Here is a 15,263-nt window from a genome sequence, read left to right as displayed (position 1 = left end):
ATCTAAAATTGAATGGAATCCTAACTTTTTATTTGCCGCGACCAAATGCGAGTTGGTAGTCCCCAAACATAGATAAAACCTTCAGCAGCTTTATGATCAAATTGGTCATCGGCTCCGTAGGTTGCCAAATCAGGAGTATAGAGGGAATTATCGCTCGAACGCCCAACTATTGTGGAGTTACCCTTGAATAACTTCACTCGCACAGTTCCAGAGACTCGCTCTTGTGTCTTTTGAATAAAGGCATCTAGTGCAACTTTGAGTGGACTATACCACAAACCGTTGTAAACGATTTGGCTATAAGTTTCTTCAATGCCACGCTTGTAATGGGTGACATCTGCCGTTAAAGTCAAGCTTTCTAAATCTCTATGTGCCTGGATTAGCACTAACATCGCGGGTGATTCGTAGATTTCCCGCGATTTGATGCCAACCAGACGGTTTTCAATCATATCTATCCGTCCAACGCCGTGATTTCCTACAAGGTGATTGAGTTCTTCAATTAGTTCAACTGGCTTTTTAGCTATGCCGTTGATGGTTGTGGGAATACCACCATGGAAACCAATTTCGATGTACTCTGGCTCGTTGGGAGTGTCAGAGATAGCTTTGGTCATCTCATAAATTTCTTCTGGTGGCTCAAATGACGGATCTTCGAGTAAACCAGCTTCAATGCTACGACCGAGCAAATTTTTGTCAATGCTGTAGGGAGAAGACTTTTTGACAGGTGAGGGGATACCAAACTTCTCACCATAAGCGATGGTTTCCTCACGGCTCATACCCCATTCTCTGGCTGGTGCGAGGATTTTTAGGTTGGGGTTCAGCGCGGTTACAGAGACATCAAAACGAACCTGATCGTTACCTTTGCCGGTGCAACCGTGAGCGATCGCATCAGCACCATATTTTTCAGCCGTTTCTACTAATATTTTAGCGATCAGTGGGCGGGCAAGAGCAGTTCCTAGAGGATAACGATTTTCATAAAGTGCGTTGGCTTGAATCGCTCCAAAAGCGTAATCTTTAACGAAGCTGTCTTTGACATCCGCCACGAGTGATTCACTTGCACCCGATTTCAGGGCTTTTTCTCGAATTGGCTCTAATTCATCTCCCTGACCTAAATCTGCTGCTAGGGTAATCACCTCTTCCACACCCCACTCCTGTTTGAGGTAAGGGATGCAAACGGAAGTATCCACTCCACCAGAATATGCCAGGACAACCTTTTTGGCGCGACCCATTAATTTCTCCACTTAGGACAACAAAGAATGAGTCATTATTATATCTGAACTAACCCAGGTATATTTTATTCATGCAACAACCTATAGAAGGATTTAGAAGTTTGGAGTCAGAATTACGGTTCACTCTCGTGGAAGTTTACTTATAAAGCGATCGCTTGTATATAAATATTTTTAAGCCAGTTTTGAACGTCTGAATATTCTTAATGAGATTAGTCGAAAATATTTTTTGTTTTCAAGAAATGTTGATAATCAGCTTCAAATATAAACATAGCTTGCTGTAAATATGGAATAAGTTTACACAAATTTTATATATAGCTGACAAACTTGAAGATTTAACCACGATCATCTTTTGTTTATTATTTCTTAACCTATATACATAGGTTGAAAGTTTATTTAAGTGAAATTACAGAATTATTCATTTTTTAGCTTCGGAGCATTGTCTGATGAAATTAGCTAAAGATATTAGCATTGCTGCTTTTGCTGTTGCTATCTCGGTTGCTACTATTGCTAAACCGACGCAAGCTGCCTTGGTGAATTATGGTTTCACCGTGAATGCAATATCGGGCGATAATCCCGGTCAATATTTCGGCTCTTTTCAATATAATGATTCGACCTTAACCGGCATAGGTGAGGAAACCCTAGGCATTAGCAATGGATTATCTATTGCGTTTAACTACTTGGGTACTCAATATACAGAGGCAAATGATTTTGATTACCCATCATCTCCTGTAGTCAGCTTTACAGATGGCAACCTGTCAGGACTGAGCTATTTGGTTGAAGATCAGTTTTTCATTGGGAATGATCCAGGTAAGCCAAATACAGGAGGAACAAAATTTTATAGCATTCTGAGTGCTGACTTATTCTCTACAACAGAGGTGGGTACAGTAAGCTACTCTAAGAGTACACCAGTACCAGAACCGATGACTATTATTGGTATAGCGATCGCAGGTGCTATGGCGTTGGGGATGAAACGCAAGAAAAAACTATCTGGAGTGAATTAGTAGCGCTACCTTGCAAATCAATGTAGAGACATTATAAATAACGTCTCTACATTCGTAATCCTAAGTAAAATTACCAGTAGGATTCTTACGTTTGATGCCAATTACAGATGGTTTAGGAAAGCTTCTAGGTTGACCTTTACCACCGTCAGCAGTTGGGATGTTACTTGGCCAACTACTACCACGAGCCACAGTCCGAGCCTGATTGAATGTAACACCACTCAAATCCAGTAATTCAATATCACGACTCAGAATTGTGCCATCGTTAATTGGGCTATCTTCGCCGGGATGCTGTACCGAAATAATCAGCGTATCTCCTACAAAAGTTGGCCCTGTCATCTCACAACGCACCGGCCCATGAGCAAATGGTATTACCTCTCCCGCATTAGCACCAGTAGTAGGAATGTAGAATAACCAGTTATTACCGAAAACTCCTGTGAAGTTAGAAACATTACCACTGGCAGCGTGGTCGATGGTAGTTACAGTACCGGCAGCACCAACATTAAAACCATTGTGAGTGGTGGTAGACATATCTGTCACACCCCAAACATTTGCTTTATTGTCGAACACTAAGTTATCTACATTGGCAAAACCAGCACCAGAAACTGATCCGGCTTCTCCACCTTGAGCAAATCTCTTCCAACGGAAGGTTAGACCTGTACCATCGGCACTATCTTCAATAATCTTGTACAGTCCCCCTGATTGCTGCGTTGCGTTAACATCTGTACTCAACTTGGCAACCTGGAAAATGCGCGAATCTGGATAACCGTCACTTCCCGGCGCACCATCAGTATAGGCAATGAAGACTTCTTTGGTAGTCGGATGCACTTCTATATCTTCTGGACGTGCTGTGGGAGTTCCGCCAGCCAAATTTGCTGCTAAGAAAGCATCAACGAGAATAGCACCTTGGGAAGTGTAGAAGTCAGATAGCTTCTTACCTTGATAACCAGGTAGTCTATCAGCTTCATTGGTGCGATCGACTGCGAGGGCACCACCATCTGTAGTTTGACCTGCAATACCATTACGTTTTGGTAGAGGTAAAAGACCATTTCTTTGAGCCGAACCCAAAGCAGCAAACTCCACAGAAGAAATTACCGATGGCGAAATGGGATTGGTGGGAGTAGTTAAACGTAACGGTATCCATTGACCCGTACCATTTGGATTGTAGCGGGCGACATACAATGTACCACTATCCCACAAATTGCTGTTGGCTTTGCTGGTTGGTGAAGAAATAACACCTGCACTGACAAATTTCCAGGTGTGTCCGCCACGTCTGTCATCACCCATGTAGGCGATTAATGGTTTCTTAGCTTCAGCACGGATAGCAACGTTTTCATGGCGGAAACGACCCAACGAAGTATGTTTGCGAGGGCGGAAATTTGGATTAACGGGATCAATTTCGACAATCCAACCGTATTTTTCACCAACTAAACCGAAGGTCTTACCAGTGGTGCCATCGATGTAACCTGTTTGAGTACCATTAGGGTTAACTGATTCTGTGACACCAACAAAAGATCCTACACTTCCTTGAAAGTTTTCTTCAGCACTTAAAATAGTTCCCCAAGGAGTTGTACCGCCAGAACAGTTATAGCCAGTGCCAATAATTTTGTTACCTAGTCCATCGGAGGAGAGGTTAAATACTTGGGTTGCAGCTGGGCCAGTTGCGATGAGATAGTTTTGATCGCCTTTTTGGTAGCTACGACTTCCCCAAGAAGTGACATTTTTATATTCATCACTCCTTTGGCTATTAATTACCAATCCAGAAAGACCATGAAGGCGGCGATTTCTCGCATCAGCTTTAACCACAGCATAACGGTTACTGGAATTACGTCGGGAGATGCGGACGATTGATCCACCTAAGTTATATAGTGCTTCGCCGTCAAATTCAATATTTCTAGTGGAAGGTAAAGCCCAACCAATCACTGATTCAAAGGTGGTAGGCAATCCTTTAACATCAGCAGGAGCTTCTGGTGCTAGATCGGAAAATGGAAAACTCACATATTCGTGATTGACCCACAAATAGCCGATATCGTTGGTTCTGCCCAGAGGAATAAAACCCGTATAATCGTTGTTGTAACCGAAATATTCATCTTTGTTAGGAAAAACGCGATCGCCCCAGCTGATAATTACATAACGTTCATACTCTGGTGGCACTACAACATCATCAACTACGTTGTAGCTGTTTAACTTCGCATTTGCAGATGGATTGATTACCTGTCCCTGACCAATTGCAGTTGGCAAGAAACTTTTTTGCTGTTTATAAACGGGCAAAGGATGGGGTAAGCGCACTGGTGTAAAGCTTAGTGTCCTGTTATTTGCTCCTGCAATACTAGAAACACCATCTAGAATTGTGTCTCCCAATACAGCAGCACCAGCACTGCCAGCAAAAAATACTAAAATTTGTCTGCGACTTAATTGAGACATTAAATTCTCCTCTGTTGTGACATAAAAAATTTAGTAGAGGCAAATCTTGATTGATGGCAGAAAAAGCCATCAATTATTTACGTGAAATGCCACAGATTTTGAACAGTAAGTAACCTGTTATTAACAAAATGTTGTTTGCTATTTAGGTTAAATAACTAGACAAAAAATTTTAAGTTTGTCATATAATCTAATGACCAAAAATTAACATCAGGTTATATCTTGATTAATGGAGATTTATCAAACAGAATTCAGCAGTCAGGAGTCAGAATTCATTCTGAATTCTGCCTTGTTAAATAAACTTAATTTGAGAATTTTTCGGACGGATACCAATTACAGATGGTCGGGGAATACCTATAAAAATTATTTCCTTTGACATTTTCTTAACCAGAATCAGCTAAGGAACAGTGTCAGCGCTCCATCTGTCCTATCCTGGAGATGGATAAATAATGTTGTGGGTGAGACCGTGTTTTTCAGCGTTGTGATACCGACTTATAATCGCCAACCGATCTTAGAAAAGTGCCTCCGTGCCTTGGAGGTGCAAGAGTTAAGCCAGCCAAGTTCGGTTACTGATTACGAGATTGTCTTGGTGGATGATGGTTCTACTGATGGCACATTGGAGTGGTTGGCAGAACACAAAGAAGAGTTTCGCCATGTGCGATGGTTTCAACAAGATCATGCTGGTCCAGCTGCGGCTCGGAATTTGGGGGTAGAACAGGCGCAGGGAGACACAATTATCTTTATTGATAGCGATCTAGTAGTGCTGAAGAATTTCCTGCAAGCTCATGCTGACGCGTTAGTGCAGGGGAAAGAGAAATTGGGGAGCGATCGCTTTTTCACTTACGGCGCAGTTATCAATACTTGTAATTTCAACAATCCAACGGCTGAACCCTACAAAGTCACAGATTTTTCAGCAGCTTTTTTTGCTACCGGAAATGTAGCAATTCCAAAACATTGGTTAGACAAAGCCGGACTTTTTGACACGAGCTTTCAACTCTATGGCTGGGAAGATTTAGAATTAGGAGTGCGGCTGAAAAAACTAGGTTTGACACTAATTAAATGTCCAGAAGCCGTAGGATATCACTGGCATCCAGCATTTAACTTAGAGCAAATTCCCCGATTAATTGACCAAGAAATTCAACGCGGACGTATGGGAGTTTTGTTTTATCAAAAGCATCCCACATGGGAAGTGCGAATGATGATTCAAATGACTTGGCTGCATCGCTTACTTTGGGGAATTTTGTCACTTAACGGGGCGCTAAATGAACGGACAATGGCTCCGTTATTGCAATGGCTAATTAATTTAGGTAAACCGCAATTAGCTTTAGAAATTGCTCGAATCTTTCTCAACTGGTATAACGTGAATGGTGTTTATGAAGCCTATGCCGAAATGCAGCAAGCATTGTGATTAAATAGCTATGAGATTGGTATTTTATCCGGTCACATTACGTCAAAATCGCTCCACCCATTAACCGTTCATATCGATACTTCAACTCTTCTTTCATCAAATACCAGCGCTCTAGAGTAACATCCATCTCTATTATTTTTTCTGCTGCTTGCCGCGCTAAAAGTAAAACTTCTTCATCTTCAACCAAACTTGCTAAGGTAAAATCTGGCACTCCCGATTGACGAGTTCCCAGTACTTGCCCTGGGCCCCGAAAACGCATATCCATCTCAGAAATGAAAAAACCATCCTGAGATTGTTCTAACACCTTCAACCGTTGTTGAGCATCAGGACTTCTGGAACTGCTCATCAACAGACAGTAAGATTGAGCCGCACCACGACCGACACGCCCCCGCAATTGGTGGAGTTGCGATAAACCAAATCGCTCTGCATTTTCAATGAGCATGACTGTAGCATTAGGTACGTCTACACCAACCTCGACAACGGTAGTAGAAACCAAAACCTGCGTTTGGTTATCACGGAATTTGGTAATAGATTCGTCCTTTTCGGCTGAACTCATACGACCGTGCAGTAATCCCACCTGAAAATCGGGAAAAATACTTTCTTGTAACTTTTGATGCTCATCAACAGCCGATCGTAAATCCAGTTTTTCTGATTCTTCCACTAATGGCAAAACCACATAAACTTGTCTACCTTGGGCTATTTCTCGACGGATCAGGTCGTAAGCATGGTTGCGTTGCTGACCTGATAATACTGTTGTCTGAATCTTTTGTCGTCCTGGTGGTAGCTCATCAATTTGGCTGACATCCAAATCCCCATGTATCGTCAGTGCCAACGTTCGAGGAATCGGGGTAGCTGTCATAGTTAACACATGGGGTTGCTCGCCTTTTTGCTGCAAACGCGCCCGTTGTTCTACTCCAAAGCGATGCTGTTCATCTATCACCACTAACCCTAGTTGCTGGAAGTTTACAGAGTCTTGAATTAAGGCATGAGTTCCCACTAACAGAGGTAATTCACCAGTTCCTAACTGAGAATGTATTTGTCTTCGTTTAGCAGTTTTAGTAGAACCTGTCAGTAATTCCACTGGTAAATGCAAGAGATTAAACCAGCTAACTAACTTGCGATAATGTTGTTCTGCCAAAACTTCTGTGGGAGCCATTAACGCGGCTTGGTAGCCAGATTGAATTGCTGCAAGGATAGCTAGCACAGCGACGACCGTTTTACCCGAACCGACATCGCCTTGCACCAAACGATTCATTGGCACAGGTTTTTGTAAGTCGTTGAGAATGTCGTTAAGGACTCGTTGCTGTGCGCCAGTGAGTTTAAAAGGCAGTATTTCGTGGAATTTTTCTACAAGTTGACCTCGCGGGACAAGGATGGCGCTAGTTTGAATTGCTCTTGCTTGCTGCTGACGTTGCAGTAACCCAAGTTGTAGGTAGAAAAATTCATCAAAAACTAGGCGGCGACGGGCAACTTGTAGGGCGGCGCTATCGCTGGGAAAATGGATATTAGCGATCGCATCTTTCAATTCCATCAAACCATATTTCTGCCGCAAACCACTTGGTAAAGGGTCTTTCAGGTTAGCCGCAGCAGGTAAAGCAGTAATTACCGCCTGTCGGACTGTATTCGCCACCACGCCTTCAGTCAATCCATAAATTGGCACTACTCGCCCAATATTTAGCGACTCAATCGAATCTCCTGGATTTGCCAAAACCTCTAGTTCTGGATTATCAAGCGTCAAGCCGTATTTACTTTCTTTCACCAACCCACACGCGGCTAAAATACTACCCACTGGATAACGACGTTTTAAACTTTCTTGCCAAGCGCGACTACTAAAGCGCGTACCTGCGTAAAAACGACCAATTTTGATTTGACCGCTATTATCTTTTACGACCAGTTCTAAAATTGATAATTTCTGATTTTTAGGGCTACTAAAGCAGTTACAACGCTTCACTGTAGCCACTATTGTCACCGTCTCACCTGCCTGTAACTCGCGGATATTCACCTGACGCGCATAATCAATGTGGTCACGAGGATAATAGAAAAGCAAGTCGCGGACGGTGTGTAAACCAAGCCGTGCCAAATTATCAGCTTTTTTGAAACCTATTTCTGGTAAATCACTGAGTTTTTGGTCAATTTTCGGTGCAAGCCTCCGACTCACCTCACTAACAATGGGAGATTTTGGGTCGCGCCTTTGGTGCGCTGGAAGCGCAACTTGAATTTTTAATTGATTAATTCTCCCCTGCTCCCCTGCTCCCCTGCTCCCCTGCTTCCCTTCCTCCCCCTGCTCATTTTGCTGGAGTTGTGATAGATACCTACGAGTTTCTGCTATTAAATGTTGTCTTTCTTCCAGTGCTAGATGTGGATAACTAGCAAATTGCACTGCTAATCCTTGCCAACGGCGGCGTTCAGTTTGGGGTAAGCCTGTTGGGAATTTGCCCAAAGTCAAGCTTAAAAATTCACTGAAGCGATATTCTCTGCCCATCAAGTCTGTAAAGCCCCGTTCGGCTTCTATTGCCAAGGCTTTGTGCAATCGTATCCAATCTGGTTTTTCATTAGTCATTGGTCATTAGTCATTAGTCATTAGTCATTGGTCATTAGTCATTGGTCATTAGTCATTGGTCATTTGACTCTGGACAAAGGACAAAGGACAAAGGACAAATGACTAATCCTCAAACCAACTAGCACGCCATGCAGCTTCAGCTTCAGCGATCGCTCTTTCACGATGTTTCTTTTGATACTCTCGTCCTAGCTTGTTTAGCTGGACTAAAATACTGCGGATTTGCCTGCGCTCAGATGAGAGTGTCACATCAGCAAATTCAATTTCTCCTAGCCGCAAGTTAATAGCCATGATTTGCGTCAGCCCAGAATCTTCTGACTGCTGCTCATTTTCAATTTCAATTACTAAGTTTAATAAGTTGGGTGGCCCTGGCATGACCTCAGCCGATGCTTCTGATGCAGCCGCGGCCGCAGCTGCTAAAATCGGTTCTGGTAATTTTTTAGGTAATACTCCAGATTTTTGTATTAAAACATTAGCATCATGCGATACTTTTTTCAGTATATCTTGCGTTACTTCTTCTAAGTTCTGTTGCCATTTTACTAGTTCTATAGGATTAGAGGTGTCGGCGGTGAAAGACTGAGAATTCGAGGTGTCCAGAAGTTCAGAAGATGTTACTTCCTGATTCTCCTCATCTTCATCTCCTTTATCTAACCCAACTTCCTCACTCTTAATAGAAGTGAGCAATTGTTCGGCTGCCACTTGCCCCAACTTGCGGATGGCTTGTTGCAATTGCTGGCGCTGATTCAATGACAAATGCAGAAAGTTTTCGGGATACCCCTGTGTACAAAGGTGATAACTCGCCAGAATCAACTGTTTTCGTACAGCTAGCCCCAAGGTGTTTAGATAACTAGCATAAGCGGTTTGTAGTTCTACTGCGATCGCCCGAATCGCTTCTTTTAATGCTGCAATATCCCGTTCAATTCGCTCGATTGCTCTTGCCATATCTTTTCGTTCTTGTCCATGTGAACTATTACATAGTACAAATGTACGAATTTATTTTATAATAACTTCCCAAAGAAGTTTAGATTTTAAATTAAGTGCGATATTTCGCGTCTCTATTAAAAAAACACAGGTCAGGCTATTTGCTTGACCTGTTTGGTAAAGAGTCATTTGTCCTTTGTCATTTGTGAATGACCAATGACCAATGACCAATAATATTACTTACCGCCCATTTGTGCAGCGACTTCATCAGCAAAGCTAATTTCTTGCTTCTCAATGCCTTCGCCCAATATATAGCGGACAAAGCGAGTCACTTGAATATCTTCGCCTAATTGCGCCTTCGATTGCTTAAAGAGGTCTTCCACGGAAATACTCTGATCGCGGATGTAAGGCTGATCGATCAAAGTCAATTCTTTCAGGCGTTTTTCAATCCGTCCCTGAACAATCTTTTCTTTGATATTCTCTGGCTTATTTGCCAAATCATCCTTGCCCATTTCAATATTTTTTTCTTTTTGGGCGACTTCGGCGGGGATTTGGTCTACGCTCACATACTCGACATTTGGACAAGCCGCAACTTGCATTGCAGTGTTTCGTGCCAAGTTTTGAAACTCTGAATTAGCAGCTACTGACTCAGTTTGGGAACCCAGTTCTACTAATACACCAACTCGACCGCCAGTGTGAATGTAGCTGTCTACTACGCCTTGTGTGCCTTCTGCTATTGCAAAATTAACAAAGCGGCGCACTTGAATGTTTTCACCGAGCGTAGCAATCGTTTGCTTGATGAATTCTTCTACAGTTCCGCTTGTACTATCAGCATACTGTTGAGCCAATAAAGACTCAACACTATCAGCAGTCGCTGCTTGCTTTGCCAGATTCTTAACTAAAGCTTTAAAAGCCTCGTTACGAGCAACAAAGTCGGTTTGGCAGTTGACTTCAATGAGTACACCCACTCGACCACCTGGCTGAATGTAAGTGTCTACTAGACCTTCTGCCGCAATGCGATCGCTTTTTGCCCCCGCTTTAGAGATGCCCTTTTTGCGTAGCCAGTCTGCGGCTTCTTCTACGTTGCCTTCAGTCTCTATCAGCGCCTTTTTGCAGTCCATCATGCCGGCACCAGTTTTTTGGCGTAGCTCTTGGACGAGTTTTGCAGATATTTCCGCCATTTTGCCTCAATTCCTAACTTGACCTCGAGTTGTAATCACTCACCTAATTTAGTGCTGAGTGCTGAGTTTTGAGTGTTCAGTCATCAATTTTATTCTTCATTGACAAATCACAACTTAACAACTTCAAAAATCAAGACTCAGCACTATTAAATTTGCTGAGTCTTTCTATCTTACTCAGCACGGGCTAAACCTTAGCTATCCGCTAACAGCACTCTTAACGGGCTAAACCTTAGTGTTCCCCTAACAGCACTATTCTTCTGGTTCCTCTTCGGGAATTACGGCATCAGTATATTCGGTTTCTTCGTAGTCATCGTCATACTCACTACCGTCGTAATCTTCGTAATCATCTTCAGCATCTAGCTGACCGTGACGACCTTCATAAATGGCATCTGCCAATTTTCCGACTATCAGTTTAATTGATCTGATAGCATCGTCGTTTGCTGGGATGGGGATATCTACTACATCTGGATCGCAGTTTGTATCCAACATGGAGACAATGGGAATATTCAGCTTTTGGCATTCTTGAACTGCGTTATATTCCCGTCGTTGGTCTACGATTACCACGATATCGGGCACTTTCCGCATTGTTTTAATGCCGCCTAAATATTTCTGAAGCTTCGTCATTTCCCGACGTAGCATTGAGGCTTCTTTTTTCGGTAATAAATCTAGTGCGCCAGTTTCTTCACGGCGTTCTAAATCTTTCAAACGGTCAACCCGTGTTTTGATGGTTGCCCAGTTGGTCAACATTCCGCCCAACCAGCGTTGGTTAATGTAGTGGGAACCACAACGACTAGCTTCTTGGGCAATAATTCCAGCTGCTTGGCGCTTGGTGCCGACAAAAAGAAATTTCTTCCCTTGTTCTGCGTGCGATCGCATGTAATTGTAAGCATTATCCATCAACTGGGCAGTTTGCACCAAGTCGATAATATGCACACCATTGCGGGAAGTATAAATGTAAGGAGACATTTTTGGGTTCCAACGCCGGGTCTGATGCCCAAAGTGAACCCCTGACTCCATCATTTGAGCCAATGAAACTACTGGCATATATTTTTCAACTCCGATTCGGGTTAAACCTCCATCCAAGTGTATTTCCCAACCTGGGAAACACCCGAATTCTCAGATGTGCGAGATTAGTTAACCATACTAGGTTAGCACATTCGCTAGAGTGTTTGGTAAGGGCGATAAAAAGCGCTGCCCACTCAACAATAGGAAGCGCTATGCTTTTATTTAACTCAGAAATTACCAATTAGTTAAACTAGCCCAAAAAACCTATCTACTAGCGTTCTTCCTCATCCTTGGGCTTGGGTTTTTGTCGTCTTTGTTCTACCTGCTCGTCGATAGTTTCTCTCATTTTGCGATCGGCAGCGTCCATCGCAGAATACTTAAAACGGTTGATTATGCCACTGAAGAAGTTGCTAAAGAATCTTTCAATTTCCTGCATAATTTAATACCTCGGTATTTAAAGGTAAATTCTTGACTTTACATTGGTCTTGGAATTTCTATTGGAAGTTGTAAATAAAACGCTAACCTCTGAAAATCACTGTATAAAACAGTTTCCTCAATCAAATTAGTACTGTTGAGATTTCTGAGATTGAAACGTGGTATACCCCATATATTGTATTCTGTCTAAGGTAATAAATATAGCAAAGACATAGGTAACAAATTGTTTACTTGGGATTGGGCTGAGATAGAAACAAAACTTGGTAGATGATCTCGAACGGCTTAATTTTCTGTTGTAAATTAACGGGTGAAAAATTCAGATATAGCAAATTACCAAACCCAGACAGGGTAAAGTTTTTCAAACCGTATTGCAGTAAATTACACGTATCTTAGTTTCATAACCACTTGAAAAGAGATCGCTAAATATTCACGTCTTTATCATTAGATTTCCTGATGTCTAGTGATTTATGTCTCAAAGACGATGAGGTTTGAGGGTACTACCATGAAACTATTATTACCCAGTAAAATGGATGCAATATCTACGACGGATATAGCTACAGCAACTTCTGGACTTACAGCCTGTATGTTACTGAATAGTATCAGGGTCTACATTAAGCGATCGCAACCTCGCCTTTAACTGTTCTATCTGCAATTCTGCTTGTTCTGCTCGTTGACGTTCCTGTTCTGCTCGTTGACGTTCTTGTTCTACTAGTTCTTCTGCCTGCTGTCTTGCTAAAACTTCTTGTCGTAAAGCTTCTAACAGTTCATTTGGAATCAGTAATTTTTCCCCTGTATCCTCTCGATAAAATCCAATTAGCCTTCCCTCAACCACCAAGCGTAGTTGTAACGGTTCACTGCGCCCATCTTGTATAGGTTCGTAAATTTCTCCCCGCAGGCGATAGCCACGTAGCTGTTGTTCCACCCACTCGCCTTTAGGGTCAAATAGCCAGTATTCCTTGACACCTAACTGCTCATAGAGAGTCTTTTTAAAGATTTCGTCTTGTCCCTTAGTCCCAAAGGATGTCATTTCAAAAATAACTGTGGGTACTTGACCCTCTTCCCAGATTTTATAGTTGTCCCGACCACCGGGTGCAACATCAAAAATCACCATCACATCTGGGGCTACCCGCAACTTAGGAAAGCCTTGTGCATAGTAAAGAAATTGATTTCCCAATACTGTTGCCTGACTATTTGCCAAATACTGTTGCAGGACTTCTAAGGTAGTTAGCAAGGCATAAAGGTGGTCGTAAGTTTCTGCCACTGGTTGACCATCAGCACTGGGGTAGAAGATTTCTGATTCGACACTAACAGGTAGAGTAGCCGTCATAGTTGTAAAATCAGTGCTACGAGATTATTGTAGAACAACTTTACTTCTCCCTAACTTGAGATGTGCAAGCTTTTCAAAATATAACTAGATAACTCGCAAAATCCTTCACCTTCGGCAGCATTGGTAATATAAGCAGGGTGATATTTCAACTGATTCACATATTCCAAAACGTTTGCCACGCCTACAGAAACAGGAAAATAACGCCGATCAAATAAACTTTCATCATTGGGACTATCGCCAACAGTGACAATTTGTTCTGGCGAGTAATGGGGCAAATATTCGCGCAATACCTGCAACAATCCCACAGCTTTATCTTGCCCTTGGGGTTTAATGTGACACTGCACGTTGCTATAGGTAAATCCCCAACCCATTTGTTGACAAAGACTGTCTAGGGTTTGTAGTTCATCTTGACTCAAACCAGCTACATCAAAAGTCCAGTCAGTGACACGAAAGCGATTATCAGCAGATTCTTGGATTTGAGGAAATTTAGTTTGTAAATTTTCAAAAGTCGTAGCCAAGTGCTGGCGATGTTTGGCTAAATCGGAAATAGGTGTTAATACTACTGGTTTGTGATTCCCAGATGGAAAGTACAAACCACCATTTTCTGCGATCGCACCTGCAACCGGCATCAGGCTACTCAATCCACTCACCCACCCAGCAGAACGCCCTGTAACAATCATCACCTTAATGTCAACTGCCGCTAAATCCTCTAAAGCTTGTAGCAGTGGGGTAGTAAATTTTCCTCGTCTAGTTAGCGTGCCATCCATGTCTGTGGCTATCAGACGAATATTGCTAAAGCTTGTAGATGAAACGTCAGACAGGGCAGGGACATTCTGGTGTCTGGACATACGCGGTTTTGTAAAAACTGTTAAAAATATTAATGATACAGCAAGATGGCATTGAAGATTTGGGCATCCTAAACATCAGGAGTCAAGTTTTTCAGTTTCCAACCATGCCCACTTCGATGTATCTTGCCCAATCCTCAGGATCAAAGCCTAAAAAGGCATCCCAGGAAGTGCCAGCAAGTAATCCTCAAATACCAACGTTATTGTTGGTAACTTCTGGAGGACTGGCTTTAGTGGTGATTGCTTTGATTGTATATAGTAAACTCCAGATGGATAAGCTGGAGAAAAAAATTAAGTTTGAACAATTCCGGGCGCGAGAATTAGAGAAAAAGTTTAAGCTGGCGCTGGAAACGATTCGCAAAATGGAAACTAATCCCGATTTGGTCAACTCACGGGATTTTAACCTAGATTATCTGCGAATGCGGATGTCAGAGGAGGTGTTTCATTTTGCAATCCTTAATCAAGTGAAGATTCAGATCAAAGAAAAAGTTACTCAAGCCCTGCGGCCAAATCAAGCGCAACAAGGATCTGTCGGAATTGCTAATAGCGCTGGACGGCAAGTAGATGAAATTTTTGATGTAGAGTATGAAACTGGTAGTCCAGGAAATTCTGCTAAACGAGTGCTGTTCCGTATTCAAGTCCGGTTAATGAAGTTACCAACGCAAGCAACTTCTGCAACTATTAGTCAAATTATTGACTGTATAGAAACTTACCTAAGTCCCATAGAAGATGAAGATAGTTGGCAACCAACAATTCAAGGTCGGATTGCTACTATGCATTGGGATCAAAAGGCTAAACCCACGCCTCTGCTGGTTCTGGAGCAATCGAATGAAGGTGTGAATGTGACTTTCCGTACTAGTCGCCAACCAAATGCCCCAACTCCGCCAAACCAACCTGGAATGAAAAAATCAGGCTCGGCTAGACAATAAATTCTGGCTGTCA

The 15,263-nt window shown here is 42.5% G+C and carries 12 protein-coding genes; 3 read left to right on the top strand and 9 right to left on the bottom strand.

What is annotated here, in order from left to right; genetic code table 11:
• Nucleotides 1–20: 20 nt before the first annotated feature.
• Nucleotides 21–1,223 carry an argininosuccinate synthase gene (locus FD724_RS15360; RefSeq protein WP_179073227.1) on the bottom strand — a complete coding sequence of 401 codons (1,203 nt, stop codon included), beginning with the start codon at nt 1,221–1,223 and terminating at the stop codon, nt 21–23.
• 443 nt (nt 1,224–1,666) lie between these two features.
• Here FD724_RS15360 and FD724_RS15355 point away from each other — a divergent pair, with 443 nt between their 5' ends.
• Nucleotides 1,667–2,224: a PEP-CTERM sorting domain-containing protein gene (locus FD724_RS15355; protein WP_179073226.1), complete on the top strand. Its 558-nt coding sequence runs from the start codon at nt 1,667–1,669 to the stop codon at nt 2,222–2,224.
• 60 nt (nt 2,225–2,284) lie between these two features.
• Here FD724_RS15355 and FD724_RS15350 read toward each other — a convergent pair whose 3' ends face one another.
• Nucleotides 2,285–4,645, bottom strand: a complete 2,361-nt coding sequence (locus FD724_RS15350) for a PhoX family phosphatase (RefSeq protein ID WP_179073225.1) — start codon at nt 4,643–4,645, stop codon at nt 2,285–2,287.
• Nucleotides 4,646–5,096: 451 nt separating this feature from the next.
• On the opposite strand from FD724_RS15350, the gene FD724_RS15345 reads away from it, so the two are divergent.
• The gene (locus FD724_RS15345; RefSeq protein WP_256874569.1) at nt 5,097–6,050 is read left to right on the top strand and encodes a glycosyltransferase family 2 protein; all 954 of its coding nucleotides are present in this window, start codon (nt 5,097–5,099) and stop codon (nt 6,048–6,050) included.
• Nucleotides 6,051–6,087: 37 nt separating this feature from the next.
• Here the strand turns inward: FD724_RS15345 and recG are convergent, their stop codons facing one another.
• From recG to FD724_RS15310, 7 genes are all read right to left on the bottom strand, one after another.
• On the bottom strand, nt 6,088–8,610 hold the full coding sequence (recG, locus tag FD724_RS15340) for an ATP-dependent DNA helicase RecG (protein WP_179073224.1): 2,523 nt from the start codon (nt 8,608–8,610) through the stop codon (nt 6,088–6,090).
• A 102-nt stretch (nt 8,611–8,712) separates the two neighbouring features.
• Nucleotides 8,713–9,549, bottom strand: a complete 837-nt coding sequence (locus FD724_RS15335) for a hypothetical protein (RefSeq protein ID WP_179073223.1) — start codon at nt 9,547–9,549, stop codon at nt 8,713–8,715.
• Nucleotides 9,550–9,764: 215 nt separating this feature from the next.
• Complete coding sequence (tsf, locus tag FD724_RS15330; RefSeq protein ID WP_179073222.1) at nt 9,765–10,709, bottom strand: translation elongation factor Ts; 945 nt, start codon at nt 10,707–10,709, stop codon at nt 9,765–9,767.
• Between the two features lie 249 nt (nt 10,710–10,958).
• Complete coding sequence (gene rpsB / locus FD724_RS15325) at nt 10,959–11,753, bottom strand: 30S ribosomal protein S2 (protein ID WP_114080498.1); 795 nt, start codon at nt 11,751–11,753, stop codon at nt 10,959–10,961.
• A gap of 232 nt (nt 11,754–11,985) precedes the next feature.
• A complete protein-coding gene (locus FD724_RS15320) occupies nt 11,986–12,150 on the bottom strand; it encodes a hypothetical protein (protein WP_179073221.1) in 165 nt (54 codons plus the stop codon).
• Between the two features lie 585 nt (nt 12,151–12,735).
• The gene (locus FD724_RS15315; RefSeq protein WP_179073220.1) at nt 12,736–13,476 is read right to left on the bottom strand and encodes a Uma2 family endonuclease; all 741 of its coding nucleotides are present in this window, start codon (nt 13,474–13,476) and stop codon (nt 12,736–12,738) included.
• A 50-nt stretch (nt 13,477–13,526) separates the two neighbouring features.
• Nucleotides 13,527–14,324, bottom strand: coding sequence for an HAD-IIB family hydrolase (locus FD724_RS15310; RefSeq protein ID WP_179073219.1), 798 nt, complete (start codon nt 14,322–14,324; stop codon nt 13,527–13,529).
• Nucleotides 14,325–14,428: 104 nt separating this feature from the next.
• Between FD724_RS15310 and FD724_RS15305 the strand changes: the two genes are divergently transcribed.
• A complete protein-coding gene (locus tag FD724_RS15305) occupies nt 14,429–15,250 on the top strand; it encodes a hypothetical protein (RefSeq protein WP_179075522.1) in 822 nt (273 codons plus the stop codon).
• Nucleotides 15,251–15,263: the final 13 nt, after the last annotated feature.

This window comes from Nostoc sp. C057 (assembly GCF_013393925.1).
Classification (GTDB): domain Bacteria; phylum Cyanobacteriota; class Cyanobacteriia; order Cyanobacteriales; family Nostocaceae; genus Nostoc; species Nostoc muscorum_A.
This window is presented reverse-complemented; position numbering and strand designations above follow the sequence as displayed.

Excerpts from the sequence above, each read along its gene's own strand:
- FD724_RS15360 (WP_179073227.1), bottom strand. The coding sequence starts at position 1,223 with ATGGGTCGCGCCAAAAAGGTTGTCCTGGCATATTCTGGTGGAGTGGAT.
- FD724_RS15355 (WP_179073226.1), top strand. The coding sequence starts at position 1,667 with ATGAAATTAGCTAAAGATATTAGCATTGCTGCTTTTGCTGTTGCTATC.
- FD724_RS15350 (WP_179073225.1), bottom strand. The coding sequence starts at position 4,645 with ATGTCTCAATTAAGTCGCAGACAAATTTTAGTATTTTTTGCTGGCAGT.
- recG (WP_179073224.1), bottom strand. The coding sequence starts at position 8,610 with ATGACTAATGAAAAACCAGATTGGATACGATTGCACAAAGCCTTGGCA.
- FD724_RS15335 (WP_179073223.1), bottom strand. The coding sequence starts at position 9,549 with ATGGCAAGAGCAATCGAGCGAATTGAACGGGATATTGCAGCATTAAAA.
- tsf (WP_179073222.1), bottom strand. The coding sequence starts at position 10,709 with ATGGCGGAAATATCTGCAAAACTCGTCCAAGAGCTACGCCAAAAAACT.
- rpsB (WP_114080498.1), bottom strand. The coding sequence starts at position 11,753 with ATGCCAGTAGTTTCATTGGCTCAAATGATGGAGTCAGGGGTTCACTTT.
- FD724_RS15320 (WP_179073221.1), bottom strand. The coding sequence starts at position 12,150 with ATGCAGGAAATTGAAAGATTCTTTAGCAACTTCTTCAGTGGCATAATC.
- FD724_RS15315 (WP_179073220.1), bottom strand. The coding sequence starts at position 13,476 with ATGACGGCTACTCTACCTGTTAGTGTCGAATCAGAAATCTTCTACCCC.
- FD724_RS15310 (WP_179073219.1), bottom strand. The coding sequence starts at position 14,324 with ATGTCCAGACACCAGAATGTCCCTGCCCTGTCTGACGTTTCATCTACA.
- FD724_RS15305 (WP_179075522.1), top strand. The coding sequence starts at position 14,429 with ATGCCCACTTCGATGTATCTTGCCCAATCCTCAGGATCAAAGCCTAAA.